The following is a 13,402-nucleotide window of genomic DNA, read 5'->3' on the forward strand; positions in this document are numbered from 1 at the left end:
TCCCGGGCGCGCCGCAGCGTGCAACGCTGCTGCGCAGCGTCCGGGGAACGTCAGCCGAGAGAACGAGCCAATATGCCCCCCATCTACCGCGCCGACGGCAACAGCGTCGTCACCAGCCCGGATGCCGCCGGTCCCTGGGACCGGCGCATGCAGCACGGCTCGGCGCCGGCGTCGCTGGTGACATGGGCGGCCGAGCGCATTCCGACGCCTGCTCCGATGGATATCGCGCGCGTCACCATCGATTTGATGCGGCCCGTTCCGGTCGCGCCGCTGACAATCGTGACTGACGTTTTGCGTGAGGGCCGCAAGATTCAGCTCTGCGAAATCAAGCTGCTCGCCAACGGTGTGCAGGTCGTCGGCGCCACCGTGCTCAAGATCAGGCGCCAGGCGCTGTCGTTGCCCGACGACGTCAAGGCGCTGCCGGTGACGCTGCCCATGCCGGAGGACTCGCTGGCCGAGGATGGCCACGCCGCCACCAGCCCGTTCGTGCGTTCGGTCTCGATGCGCGCCGCGCGCGGCCGTTTCGGCCAGGCCGGCGCCGGCGCGATCTGGTTTCGCGTCGACCATCCGCTGATTGCCGGCGAAGCAATCTCACAGGCCATGCGTGCCGTTGTCGCCGCCGATTTCTCCAACGGCACCGCCTCGACGCTCGACTTCCGCGCCTGGACCTACATCAACGCCGATCTCACCGTGAACTTTTCGCGCCAGCCCATAGGTGATTGGATTCTGCTCGACGGCGATTCCTGGATCGGCCCCGACGGCGCGGGGCTCGCGATGTCGCGGCTGGCGGACCGGCAAGGCTATTTCGGCCGCGCGGTGCAGAGCTTGGTGATCGAGAAGCGGTGAGCGTGACGGCGGGGCCGCGATGGCTCCTTCCGAATGAACGGCAGGCTTCCGCCGCCGCGGAAGGGATGTTTGGTCGTGTCGACCAGAGCATCCTGCCAGTTCACATTCCGTAGAAGATCTTGATCTCCCACAGCACCACGATGATAGCCGTGATCAACGTGACCGCGGCGACTGCACTTTCCAGGGAAGCGACTCGCATGTCTTACTCCGCTTCCCAGCCCCATCAGCGGTCTAGGTGATTCCCTGATTCGCCGGCAATCGCGCGGGGCTCGCCAGCGTGCACTCCGTCGCGCGTTGTGGTGCCGGAGCCACAACGATACCGTAGAATCCCGGGGTAATTACCCCACCATCCGGTCCCGCCCGCTCCAAAACCCCGCGCGCAGCACCTTCTTGTCGACCTTGCCGACGCCGGTCATCGGCAGCTGCTTGACGAACTGAATCTGCTTGGGCGCATGCGCCGAGCCTTTTCGCGTTTTCACGAGGTTGATCAACTCGTCCGGATCGGGCCTTGCGCCCTCGCGCGGCACGACGATGGCGGTGACGGCCTCGCCCCATTTCTCGTCAGGGACGCCGACGACCGCGACCATGGCGACGTCGGCGTGCTGCGTCAGCACGTCCTCGACCTCGCGCGGAAAGATGTTGAAGCCGCCGGACACGATCATGTCCTTCTTGCGGTCGAGGATGAACATGTAGCCGCGTTCGTCCTTGCGCGCGATGTCGCCGGTGTGGACCCAGCCGTTCTTCAGCGTCTCGGCGGTGATGTCGGGCCGCTTCCAATATTCCGCCATCACATGCGGGGCGCGCACGCAGATCTCGCCGGCCTCACCGGTCTTCACCTCCTGGTCGTCGTCGTCGAGGATCCTGACCTCGCAGGCCGCGATCGGGAAGCCGCAGGACAAAAACAGCTCCGGCGTCTTGAGATCGTGATCCGCCTTGCGCAGCACCGAGACCGGATAGCATTCGGTCTGCCCGTAAAGCTGCGAGAACACCGGTCCGATGCGCTCGATGCCCTCGACCAGCCGGCTCGGCGACATCGCCGACGCCCCGTAGAGCACGAGCTCGAGCGAGGACAGGTCGGTCTTATCAAGCGCAGGATGGTCGAGCAGCACGTAAATCATGGTCGGCACGAACAGCGTAAAGTTGATGCGCTCGCGCGCGATCGTGGTCAGAACGGCCTCGGGATCGAATCCCTTCAGCATGTGCACGGTGCCTCCGCGCATCAGGGTCGGCAGCACTTTCGTGCCGGCGACATGGCTGATCGGGGCGACCGTGAGGTAGCGGGCGGCGTCGGGGATTTCGAAATCGGCGAGGATCGCGGCGGCTGCTCCGGCATTTTCGCGGTGATAGCGCAGCGCGCCCTTGGATTTGCCGGTGGTGCCGCCGGTGTAGTTCAGCGTGGAGAGATCGTCGAGGCCGGCGAGGCACTGCGCGCTGGCGTGTCCCGCGCTCTCGATGGCCGCCAGCAGATTGACACCGTAGCCGGCTGGTCCCGTCGTGAAGATCGCCTTCAGCCGGGTCGCCCTTGCGGAAAGCTCGCCGCCGCGGTCGCGGAAGGCGGCCGCATCGACCACCAGCATCTCGGCCTCGGAGTCCTCGAGCTGGAACAGCTGGTCCTCCAGCGATCCCAGCGGATGCAGCCAGGTGATGCAGAGCCGCGACAATTGCGCGGCGACGCCGGCGCACCAGGTGTCAGTGCGGTTCGCGGTGAGGAAAGCGACGCGCGCACCGGGTTGCAGGCCAAGCCGCATGAACACGCCTTGGATGCGTCCGATCAGGTCGATAGTGCCCTGATAGCTCAGCGATCCCTCGGGCCATGCGAAAGCAGTGCGGCCGGGATAGCGCGACAGCGCCCGTAGCGTCTGCGCACAAGTCGGGGACGATGCGTGGAGCGGATCGGACATATGTTTCCTCGTTGCTTTGTCACCGGCTTCTGGCGTGCCAATGTTGCCGATGACGCTAGCACAGAGACTGCGGGAGGAAACGACAAAGCCCGCACGGGAGGCAAGCGTGACGAGGAGATTTGCGTGCCATCAGATCGACTGCAACGCTTCGGCGATCGTCTCGCTCTGCCGCTGATCGCAGCGCCGATGTTCCTGGTGTCGGGCGTCGAGCTCATGGTCGCGGCCTGCCGCAACGGCGTGATCGGCAGCTTCCCCACCGCGAATTGCCGCAGCACGGAGCAGCTCGATGAATGGCTCTCCGCGATCGCGATGCGGCTGCGGCAGCACGAAGACCAAACCGGCCGCAAGGTCGCGCCGCTCTCCCCGAACCTGATCGTGCACCGCTCCAATGCAAGGCTCGCGCAGGATCTCGCCGTGCTGCTGCGGCACAGGCCGGAGATCGTCATCACCTCGGTCGGCTCGCCCGCGCCCGTGCTGAAGCCGCTGCATGACGCCGGTGCGCTGGTGCTGGCGGACGTCGCCTCCATCCGCCACGCCGAACGGGCGGCGGAGGCAGGTGCCGATGGGCTCGTGCTGCTCACGGCGGGCGCGGGCGGGCAGACCGGCTGGCTCAACCCATTTGCCTTCGTTCGCGCGGTGCGTGCATTCTACGACGGCATCATCGTGCTCGCCGGCGGCATCAGCGATGGCCATGCGCTGCACGCGGCCGAAGTGCTCGGCTGCGATCTCGCCTATATGGGCACGAAATTCATCGCGACGCGCGAGAGCATGGCGGACGACCGCTACAAGCGGATGCTGGTCGAGAGCTGCGCCGACGACATTTTGCTCACCACTGCGTTCACGGGTCTGCAGACCAGCATGCTGAGGCCGTCGATCGTGGCCGCCGGCCTCGATCCCGACGATCTCCCGGCACGCGGGGCGATCGACATCGCTGAGGATATCGACGTTGCCGCGCGCGAGAGCCGGCCAAAACGCTGGCGCGACGTCTGGAGCGGCGGGCACTCGACCTCGGGGGTGACGGACGTGCCGGCGGTCGACGAGCTGGTTGCGCGGACGCTCGCCGAATATCGTGCGGCGGGCGGGCCGTAGGCGCAGCCCGTCGAGCCCGGCCACGACGGTGTGGGTCACGGTTAATCCCGGGCTCCTCCGCCCCCCTTATTTAACGGCAGATTAACCATCGCCGGCCAAGAATCCCCTCACGGCCGCCAAACAGGGCCGAGAGGGACAGGCGATGGACTTCGATTTTCTCAACAGCAAGACAGCGGCTTCGCTGGACGAAATCCGCGTCCGCGTCGCTCATGCCCTGGCGCGACACCCGCTGTGCCGCAACGTCCGTTTCGACATCGTCAGCGTCCCCCGCACCCGTCGGGGCGGCAACTGGACGGTGACGCTGCAATCGGTCGAGCCGCGCGCGGTATGGGAGGCCTCGGAGATCGTCGCCGATATCCAGGACGCCTACGACCTTTCGGCAGCTGCCTGATTTCCTTTAATTTTCCGGGCGATGTCGCCGCAGTCCGCGCGATTGCCGCCGCGATGGCACGGTTAAGCCTTAATTATCGCCCAGTTGTCGGGCAGTGATCACGTGGACTTGAAGTTGGGCGCGGAGAGACGTTTGTCCAAAGCCATCACCATCGTTGTGCTGACCTGTTTCCTCGTCCTGGGCGCCGCCACCACCGCCATTCTTGGTCGGGACAGCGTGCCCAGCGTCAGCGAAGAGATGATTGCGCAGACGCCCCCGGTCAAGCCGCTCGCCACCAACCGCGCCGCAAAGGCCGACCGTCTGGTTCCGACCCTGGCCCTGGCTTCGGCCGCGTTCGAGCCGGTCCAGGTGCCGGCCGACAGGCTTTCGCGGGCGCCCGTGCTGGCCGAGCCGCTGCGCCAGGCCTTTGCCGCCGCCACGCCATCCGATTTCCCGATGCCCAAGGCGTCGAGCCTGTCCGAAGCGCCCGCGGCGGCTGAAGTTCCTGCCGTCGAAGTTCCGGCCAAGCCGAAGGTCGTGGCCAAGCCGCAGCCGCAGAAACACTATACCCTGCTGTCGGACGCACAGATCTCCGGCATCCGGGATCGCCTGAAGCTGTCCTCGTCGCAGGAATATTACTGGCCTTCGGTCGAGACCGCGCTGCGCAACGTTGTCCGCAAGATCTCGGCCAACAAGCTCTCCAATCCGAACGCGCCACCCAGCGCGCAGATCGATCCGAATTGCGACGAGGTCCAGCAGTTGAAGTCGGCTGCCATGCCGCTGCTGTTCCAACTGCGTGACGATCAGAAGGAAGAAGTGCGCAAGCTCGCCCGCCTCATCGGGCTCGAAAAAGTCGCGCAGCAGATCTGACGCGGCGTTCCTTCCCAGGAACCGCTCGCCATCAGGAACATCCGGTAATCCCACGGCGTTGCTCGCTCCAAACAGGGAGTGGGTTAATGCGCGCCACGACAGCTTATTTCGTCGGTGCCGGAACCATTGTCGCGGCCATTGCCATTGGTCTGGGCGGCGGCATCGTTGCCGGCAACATCATGAATCCGGTCGCGTCCAAACAGGGCCCGGACACCAGCAAGATGGCGCAGCGCGCGGAGTCCGCGGGCGCGCCGGCACAGACGAGCGCGCCGTCGGAACGCGTCAATTATCTCACCGGCTCGCAAGCCTTCGGCGCAATGATTGCCGCGCCGGCGCAAGCCGAAGCGAAGCCGGAAGCTATAAAGCCCGACACGCAGACCACTCAGGCGAATGCCGGACCGCCGGCGCCGCCGCCTTCGCAAGCGGCCGCGGTTGAGCCGCCCAAGGAACAGTCCAAGGAACAGTCGAAGTCAGCAATCGCATCGCCTCCGCAAGCCGCAAAGCCGGCTGAGCAGCAGGCCTCGACCGAGCCGGCCTCTTCACCCGAGAACGCCTATGCCAAGGCGAGGGACTCCGACGCGAAGCGCGCTGCGTCCGAGCGGCGCCGGATGGAGCGCCGCGAGCGCTGGACCGAGCGCCGCCACTACGATTCCCGCGAGCAGCGCGGCTTGCGCGACCGCACTGATTGGGACGACGTCGCGCGCAACATCCGCGAAGATTCCGATGTGCGTGATTACGCCAGCCGGCCGCGCGGCGGCTTCCCGCAGATCAGGTTGTTCGGGCCCGACGACGACTAGCGCCGAGCCCGCGAGGCGGCTTGCGATGGGAGAATGTCCGCGCGCATCGTCACGTCATTCCGGCGCGCCGCAATCCTTCGAGATAATGCGCACGATCCTCATCCCGCAGCATCGGCAGCTCGCGCGTGATCCAGCCGAGCGAGACCTCGGGCTGGGCGCGGCGCAGGCCTTCCAGGGCGGACGCTGCGAGCGCCGGATTTCCTGACATTCCGGCCGCCGCCGTCAAGACACGGTGCGCGCCGACGAAATCGCCGCGCTGTCGCATCGATTCCCGCGCCATCTGCATGGCTCCGTCATAGTCGCGGCCGACGAACCGGGCATAGGCCGCAACCCCGCAATAGATCGCTGCGAGCGGATCGCGCGGGCTCAGCCGCAGTGCGCGACGTGCGGCGGCATCGCCCTCTTGCCATCGTCCGGCGTAGCACAGCGTCACACCGTAAAAGGCATGCGCCATCGCGAAGTTCGGGTTGAGCGTCAGCGCCAGCTCGAACTCCGCCAGCGCGTCATCGAAGCGGCGGCGGAACAGGTAGGCGTAGGCAAGGCCGTGATGGGCCCAGGCATCCTCGCGATCGGCCTCCACCGCCGCAAGCGCCGCGCGTTCGGCGATCGGCACTGTCGCGGCCATGTCGGCCCAGCCCATATGCGCGCCGAAGATATGGCTGGTCGCGAGCAGGCCCAGCGCCTTGCCATAGGCGGGATCGATCGCGACGGCCTTTTCGAGCAGCCCTTGCGCAGCGGCATTGTCCTCGCGCGTGCTGCGCCAGTGATGCGACAGCGCGCGCATCACGAGGTCCCAGGCATCCAGGCTGCCCGGCGGCTTCTGCTCGGCGCGAAAACTTTCGGCGGCGTAGAGCTGCGGCTCGATCGCGGCGACGATCGCCTCGGTGATCTCGTCCTGCACGGCGAAGATGTCGGCGAGCTCGCGGTCGTAGCGTTCGGCCCAGAGATGGCTGCCGGTCGAGACGTCGTTGAGTTGAGCCGAGATGCGCACCCGGTCGCCGCTCCGCCGCACGCTGCCTTCGACCACGTAGCGAACCCCGAGCTCCTGCGCGACCTCGCGGATGTGTACGGCGCGGCCCTTGTAGACGAAGGAGGAGTTGCGCGCGATGACGAAGAACCAGCGCAGCTTCGACAGCGCGGTGATGATGTCCTCGCTGATGCCGTCGGAGAAATAATCCTGCTCGGCCGCGCCGCTCATATTGGTGAAGGGCAGCACGGCGATCGCGGGCCGCTCGGGAAGCGCGAGTGCGGCGCGCTGCACCCGTGCGGCGTAGCCAGGCTCCGGCGCGATCGCGCCACCCATCGTGCTACCTTTGGCCTCGACATCGCCGACGAAGCGAAAGCCCTTGCGGGCGATGGTGCGGATCAGGGCCTGGTTCGCGCCACTGTCGCCGACGGCCTTGCGCGCCGCGTTGATCCGACTGGTCAAGGTGGATTCGGAGACGCTGCGCCCGTGCCAGATCTTGTCGATCAGCTCGTCCTTGCTGACCACCCGGTCGCGGTTCTGCATGAGGTGGACGACGAGATCGAAAACCTGTGGCTCCACGGCAATGGGAACCTGCTCGCGGCTCAGCTCGCGCCGGTCGGTATCGAGAAGGTGATCCCGGAACAGAAACTGCACGTCGAAACTCAGGCCTCATTACGAATTGGGACAGCAAACGACAAAATGAAAATTTGGGTCGAAAACTGTGAGTCTGCCGAAGGGGACGTTTGGTTCATCGCGATCGCGTGATGGCGGCCATGCCGTGCGATTGGGGTCGGATCGCTGGGGGTGACGTGTTGACCGGATATCTCCCTCCGCAATCGACCCGTCATCCTTCGAGGCCTCCGCTTCGCTCCGGCACCTGAGGATGAGGGGCGATCGTGCGAGTGCGCCGTATGTCGTCGTGCGGGACGAATGTGCGACGAGCCGCGAATGTCCTTTGCCGGACCGTGTGCCCTGCGTAAGCTGTCGCCCACACAAACACCAACCACGAAGAAACGCCGATGCCTGCTTTTCCTGCCTCCACCACCGTGCTCGATTCCATGCTGTTCCGCGACGCCTTCGGTACGCCCGAGATGCGGGAGGTGTTCTCCGACGTCGCGCTGGTGGCGCGCTATGCCGAGGTCGAGGTGGCGCTGGCAAAGGCCGAGGCGAATTGCGGCGTGATCCCGCGGGAGGCGGCCGAGCAGATCGCGGCGCGGACGGACGTCGCCGCGCTCGATTTCGATCTGCTCAGGCAGGAGACCGACATCGTCGGCTATCCGATCCTCCCACTGGTGCACCAGATGGTGAAGCAGTGCGGCGAGGCCGGCCGCTACGTGCATTGGGGCGCGACCACGCAGGACATCATGGACACCGCCGTGGTGCTGCAGCTGCGCGCCGCGCTCGGGATCGTCGAGCGCGACATCGCCGAACTTCGCCGTATCCTCGCCGACCTCTCGAAGCGTTACCGCGACACGCCGATGGCCGGCCGCACCCATCTCCAGCAAGCGCTCCCGGTGACCTTCGGCTACAAGACCGCGATCTGGCTCGCCATGTTCGACCGCCACGCCGAGCGGCTGGCGCAATTGAAGCCGCGCGTGCTGGTCGGCCAGTTCGCCGGCGCCGCCGGCACGCTGGCCTCGCTCGGCGACAAGGGCTTTGAGGTCCAGGAGGCGCTGTGTGCGGAGCTGAAGCTCGGCGTTCCCGCCTCGACCTGGCACGTCGCGCGCGACGGCTTTGCGGAGGCCGTGAACTTTCTCGCGCTCGTCACCGGCTCGCTCGGCAAGATCGCGCTCGACATCATGATCATGGCCTCGACGGAGTTCGCCGAGGTCTACGAGCCTTTCGTCAAGGGACGCGGCGCCTCCTCGACCATGCCGCAGAAGCGCAACCCGATCTCGTCGGAGCTGATGCTGGCGGCGTCCAAGGCGGTGCGCCAGCACGCCGGCCTGATGCTCGACGCCATGGTACAGGATTTCGAGCGCGCCACGGGCCCCTGGCACGCCGAATGGATGGCGATTCCCGAAAGCTTCGTGCTGACCGCCGGCGCGCTGCACCAGGCGAAGTTTGCACTCGCAGGTCTCATCGTCGACGAGGCGAAGATGAACGACAATCTCGCGATCAGCCGCGGCCTGATCGTGGCCGAAGCGGTCATGATGGGGCTCGCGCCGCAGCTCGGCCGGCAGGAGGCCCATGACGTGGTCTATGACGCCTGCCGTCAGGCCAACGAGAAGGGCATGAGCCTGGCCGACGCGCTGTCCGTGGACTCCCGGATATCGAGCCGCATCGATCGCGCCGCAATCGAGGCGCTCACCTCACCGAAAAATTACCTCGGGCTCGCGCCCGCCATGGTTGACCGGGTGCTGAAATCGGCAACGCGTTGAAAACCAAAATGCGTGAAACTGCGTATCTTCTCCATGTCGCAAGGTGCTCGCGCACTTGCGTCCCGCGATGCTAGACTTAGATTGAACGACAGACTTCGGCAGAGGGCCCCGCATGACTGATCACCGCAATTCCGCCACTTCCATCGATCCCGTGAAGCTCGACCGGCTGGCCGAGGTGGCGGTGAAGGTGGGCCTGGGCTTGCGGCCGGGACAGGATCTGCTTCTGACGGCGCCCGCGATCGCGCTGCCGCTGGTGCGGCGGATCGCCGTGCATGCCTACAAGGCCGGTGCCGGCATCGTGACACCGATCCTGTCGGACGAGGAGATGACGCTGGCGCGCTACCGCCACGGTCACGACAGCAGTTTCGATCGTGCCGCCGGCTGGCTCTACGAGGGCATGGCCAAGGCGTTCTCCGACAACACCGCGCGGCTCGCCATCGTCGGCGACAATCCGATGCTGCTGTCGGGCGAGGATCCTTCCAAGGTGGCGCGCGCCAGCAAGGCGAACTCGATGGCCTATCAGCCCGCCCTGGAAAAGATCGTCAATTTCGACACCAACTGGAACATCATCGCCTTCCCAAGCCCGTCCTGGGCCAGGCAGGTATTCCCTGATGATCCCGAGGACGTTGCGATCGGCAAGCTCGCGGATGCGATCTTCGCGGCCTCGCGCGTCGATCGCGAGGATGCGATGGGCAATTGGGCGAGCCACAATGCGGTGCTGCGCGAGCGTACCAACTGGCTCAACGGCCAGCGCTTCCGTGCGCTCCAGTACAACGGACCGGGGGTCGACCTCACCATTGGCCTTGCCGACGGCCATGAATGGGAGGGCGGCGCCTCGCTCTCCAAGAACGGCATCAGCTGCAACGCCAACATCCCGACCGAAGAGGTCTTCACCACGCCGCATTGCCGACGCGTCTACGGCCATGTCGTGAGCTCGAAGCCGCTGTCCTATCAGGGCACGCTGATCGACAACATCGCGGTGCGCTTCGAGGACGGCAAGATCGTCGATGCAAAGGCTTCGCGCGGCGCGGAGGTGCTGAACAAGGTGCTCGACACCGACGAGGGCGCCCGCCGCCTCGGCGAAGTGGCGCTGGTGCCGCATTCCTCGCCGATCTCGCAGAGCGGGCTGTTGTTCTACAACACGCTGTTCGACGAGAACGCGGCGTCCCACATCGCGCTCGGCCAGTGCTATTCGAAATGCTTCATCAACGGCGCGCAGCTCACCCCGCAGCAGATCGCCGCGCAAGGCGGCAACCAGAGCCTGATCCATATCGACTGGATGATCGGCTCGGCCGAGACCGATATCGACGGCATCTTGCCCGATGGCAGCAAGGTACCGGTATTCCGCAAGGGCGAGTGGGCGAAGTAGCGCGTCTTGCGGCCATCCTTCGAGACGCCCGCCGCTGGCGGGCTCCTCAGGATGAGGACGGAGTGCGCGGCCGTCGCTCCAGCGGGCACCGAAGTCGATCGGCCTCATCCTGAGGAGACCGCGAAGCGGTCGTCTCGAAGGACGAGGCGCGCGCTCAGGCCTCTGCCGAACCGCCTCACGCCGCCGCGTTGCGCAGCATCGGATTGTTGTCGATGCTGAAGCGGTTGAACAATGTCGTGAACGGGCTGCCGTCCGTGGCCCGCACGATGGCGTCGGAAGCGGCGATCGCCTCGTAGAGCGCGCCGACGGGATCGTCCGCCTCGCCCAGGGCGAGGTTCATGCGGATCTCCTCGCGGGCCTCGTTGATCTCGTCCTCGTCGTCGAGTGTCGCCTCCAGCGCCTCCGCCGCACGCCGCATCTCCGCGAGGTCGCCGCCGCCGGAAAACTTGAGGATGTCGAGCCAATAGGGGCGGGCGACGACGAGCTGGACGAACGCCTCGAACGTATCGGCGATAATTCCGGCGCGGCCCTCCGATGAGACGTAGAGCACGTTCTGCGACGGCAGCAGCACGAAGGCGCCGCCGGAGCCGTCACTGCCGATCTGCCGGGGGCTTTCGATGCCGTCGATGGTGAACCAGGGCTCCTCGTCGGGCGCGAAGGAGACATCGAGGCTGAACAGCCAGGCGACGGCCTCACGATTGGCTGTCAGAACCTCGGGCGTGAGGGGCATCGGCGTGGCTCCGTTTTATGCTTCCGCGCACTTTGTCGCACCCCAAAAAAGATCGGTTCATGTGCGCGAATTTGCAGGGAAATCGCGACGTTAACCGTTTCGCGCCTGCAACTTGCGGCTGATTTTCGAGGCCTGCGTAAGAAAGAATTAAAAACGGATGACTAGCGTTCCCGACATCTTTCGAAACAATGCGGGCCGAGACCCGGCCATACTTAATTATATCCCCTGGGGAAGAAGATGTCGCGCTCATTGATTGAAATCGGTAGTTGTAACGTGGATCTCGAGCTCCGGCCGATCGAGCCATCCTGGATCATCGAGGGCAATCCCGTGTCGCGCTCGCATATCCTGTCCACCAGCGCCGACGGCACCGCCTCGACCATTATCTGGCAGTGCACCGAGGGCCGCTTCAACTGGTACTACGATATCGACGAGACGATCATGATCATGGAAGGATCGATCGTGCTCGAAAGCGACGGCATGCCGCCCAAGCGCTACGGCCCCGGCGACGTGATCTTCTTCCGCGACGGCGCGCATGCCAAATGGCATGTCGAAGGCCACGTCAAGAAGATCGCCTTCTGCCGCAAGACCAATCCCGTGATGATCGGTTTCCTGATCCGCGTCGTCAACAAGCTGAAGAAGATCTTTACCTCCACCGGCGAGCGCCGTCCGGCCTCGCTGATGGGCGCCGGCTAGAGCATGATCCGGAAAAGTGTGCAGCGGTTTTCCGAAAAGATCATGCTCAAGCAATAGTCTCAATTCAAGAACGCTTCCCAGCGGCCACGACGGAAGAGGGGTCGGGATCAACATCCCGGCCCCTTTTCTCGTCATGACGGCAGCTCGAGCCGATAAACGTCGATGGCGGTCTGCGAGAACAGCGCGGTCTTCTCGGCCTCGCTCAGGGGTGCGGCGATGCGTTTGAAGGCGTTGAAGATCACCTGGTAGCTGCACTGGCCCTTGTCCGGCGGGAAGTTGCTCTCGAACATCGCGCGGTTGGGTCCGAACGCCTCGATGCAGGTTTCGACGTAAGGTCGCCAGGCCGCGGCAAGCTCCTCGGATGACGGCGGCCTGTCGCGCAAGTGGAAGTCGTAGCCGAGCAGGCACATAGCGAGGCCGCCGAGCTTCACCACCACGTTCTCACATGTCGCGATCTCGCGGATCGAGGCGCGCCATTGCTCAAACACCTCTTCGCGCCGCCCCGCAAAGCGGCCGACGCCGGCCGGGCCGCCGCAATGGTCGAGCACGATCCTGGTGTCGGGGAAGGCGCGCGCCAATTCGGTCAGCTCGCCGATCTGTGGATGGAACAGCCAGGCATCGAAGCTGAGGTTGAGTGGTGCCAGGCAGGCAAAGCCTTTGCGGAAAGCTGGATCCTGCAACAGGCCCTTCGGCCGGTTCGCATACATGCCGGCGACGACAGGATCCTCGTCCCAGGCCGAGGAATGCCGGATGCCGCGGAAGCGGCCATTGCCGGCGGCGATCTCGGCTTCCAGCACCGGCCTTGCGGCGTCGCCGAGCAGCAGATTGGCGTGGCTGACGATGCCGGCACAGATCGCCGCCTTGCCGTAAGCGCCGCTCGCGCTCATCGCGGCGACGCCGTTGGCGAATTCGACTTCGCCGACGGGCCGGAACGCCTCCGGCCCGTGCGCGCGATACATCGAGCGGCAATCGACATAGACCGTGGCAATGACGTTGTGGCCGGAGGCGATGTCGGCCGCCATCTCCTCGATCAGATAGCGGTGCCCGCGATTCCAGAGATGGTGATGGGGATCGACGATCGGCCGCAAGGGATCAATGATCTCCTCTTGATGCAGCGCGAGCCAGTCCTCGCGCGGCTCGACGAACAGCCCGCTCGTATTCGCGGGCACACTGCTTGCAGCCATCGCGTGTTCGCTCCCTCTGTATTTTTTGTGCCGGGAGCCTAGCATCTCACGCGCACGCACAGCAGCGCGTATTGCTCAGAGCACCACAGCTGCGGTGGAGCAGGTGCGCTCCCTCTCCCGCTTGCGGGCAGGGGAATCGCATATGGGTTTTGTCTAGCTATTGCATTGGAAGGCAAGACGGATTCTGAAGACGACTCCCGGAAGA

General features: G+C 65.4%; 12 protein-coding genes. 8 read left to right on the forward strand and 4 right to left on the reverse strand.

Translation table 11 applies throughout. From position 1 onward, the window contains the following. Nucleotides 1-72: 72 nt before the first annotated feature. Complete coding sequence (locus GGD62_RS39205; protein ID WP_183714437.1) at nucleotides 73-846, forward strand: thioesterase family protein; 774 nt, start codon at nucleotides 73-75, stop codon at nucleotides 844-846. A 338-nt stretch (nucleotides 847-1,184) separates the two neighbouring features. Here the strand turns inward: GGD62_RS39205 and GGD62_RS39210 are convergent, their stop codons facing one another. After that, nucleotides 1,185-2,747, reverse strand: a complete 1,563-nt coding sequence (locus GGD62_RS39210) for an AMP-binding protein (RefSeq protein ID WP_183714441.1) — start codon at nucleotides 2,745-2,747, stop codon at nucleotides 1,185-1,187. A gap of 123 nt (nucleotides 2,748-2,870) precedes the next feature. On the opposite strand from GGD62_RS39210, the gene GGD62_RS39215 reads away from it, so the two are divergent. From GGD62_RS39215 to GGD62_RS39230, 4 genes are all read left to right on the forward strand, one after another. Continuing rightward, on the forward strand, nucleotides 2,871-3,836 hold the full coding sequence (locus tag GGD62_RS39215) for a nitronate monooxygenase family protein (RefSeq protein WP_183714444.1): 966 nt from the start codon (nucleotides 2,871-2,873) through the stop codon (nucleotides 3,834-3,836). A 142-nt stretch (nucleotides 3,837-3,978) separates the two neighbouring features. Beyond that, nucleotides 3,979-4,227, forward strand: coding sequence for a hypothetical protein (locus GGD62_RS39220; RefSeq protein WP_028140683.1), 249 nt, complete (start codon nucleotides 3,979-3,981; stop codon nucleotides 4,225-4,227). A 132-nt stretch (nucleotides 4,228-4,359) separates the two neighbouring features. Next, nucleotides 4,360-5,076 (forward strand): hypothetical protein, encoded by a 717-nt coding sequence (locus tag GGD62_RS39225; RefSeq protein ID WP_183714459.1) that lies wholly within the window; start codon nucleotides 4,360-4,362, stop codon nucleotides 5,074-5,076. An 86-nt stretch (nucleotides 5,077-5,162) separates the two neighbouring features. Beyond that, complete coding sequence (locus tag GGD62_RS39230; RefSeq protein ID WP_183714447.1) at nucleotides 5,163-5,873, forward strand: hypothetical protein; 711 nt, start codon at nucleotides 5,163-5,165, stop codon at nucleotides 5,871-5,873. 49 nt (nucleotides 5,874-5,922) lie between these two features. Here GGD62_RS39230 and GGD62_RS39235 read toward each other — a convergent pair whose 3' ends face one another. Next, nucleotides 5,923-7,494, reverse strand: a complete 1,572-nt coding sequence (locus tag GGD62_RS39235; protein WP_183235520.1) for a winged helix-turn-helix domain-containing protein — start codon at nucleotides 7,492-7,494, stop codon at nucleotides 5,923-5,925. Nucleotides 7,495-7,859: 365 nt separating this feature from the next. Between GGD62_RS39235 and pcaB the strand changes: the two genes are divergently transcribed. Together pcaB and GGD62_RS39245 are read left to right on the forward strand one after the other, a co-directional pair. After that, a complete protein-coding gene (pcaB, locus tag GGD62_RS39240; RefSeq protein WP_183714450.1) occupies nucleotides 7,860-9,221 on the forward strand; it encodes a 3-carboxy-cis,cis-muconate cycloisomerase in 1,362 nt (453 codons plus the stop codon). 112 nt (nucleotides 9,222-9,333) lie between these two features. Then, nucleotides 9,334-10,590: an aminopeptidase gene (locus GGD62_RS39245; RefSeq protein WP_183714453.1), complete on the forward strand. Its 1,257-nt coding sequence runs from the start codon at nucleotides 9,334-9,336 to the stop codon at nucleotides 10,588-10,590. Nucleotides 10,591-10,765: 175 nt separating this feature from the next. Here GGD62_RS39245 and GGD62_RS39250 read toward each other — a convergent pair whose 3' ends face one another. After that, nucleotides 10,766-11,320 carry a hypothetical protein gene (locus GGD62_RS39250; protein ID WP_092254176.1) on the reverse strand — a complete coding sequence of 185 codons (555 nt, stop codon included), beginning with the start codon at nucleotides 11,318-11,320 and terminating at the stop codon, nucleotides 10,766-10,768. Nucleotides 11,321-11,557: 237 nt separating this feature from the next. Here GGD62_RS39250 and GGD62_RS39255 point away from each other — a divergent pair, with 237 nt between their 5' ends. After that, nucleotides 11,558-12,013 carry a cupin domain-containing protein gene (locus GGD62_RS39255; protein WP_018321336.1) on the forward strand — a complete coding sequence of 152 codons (456 nt, stop codon included), beginning with the start codon at nucleotides 11,558-11,560 and terminating at the stop codon, nucleotides 12,011-12,013. A gap of 131 nt (nucleotides 12,014-12,144) precedes the next feature. Here the strand turns inward: GGD62_RS39255 and GGD62_RS39260 are convergent, their stop codons facing one another. Further along, on the reverse strand, nucleotides 12,145-13,197 hold the full coding sequence (locus GGD62_RS39260) for an amidohydrolase (protein ID WP_183714456.1): 1,053 nt from the start codon (nucleotides 13,195-13,197) through the stop codon (nucleotides 12,145-12,147). Between the last annotated feature and the right edge of the window lie 205 nt (nucleotides 13,198-13,402).

It is taken from the genome of Bradyrhizobium sp. ERR14, from assembly GCF_014198235.1.
Classification (GTDB): domain Bacteria; phylum Pseudomonadota; class Alphaproteobacteria; order Rhizobiales; family Xanthobacteraceae; genus Bradyrhizobium.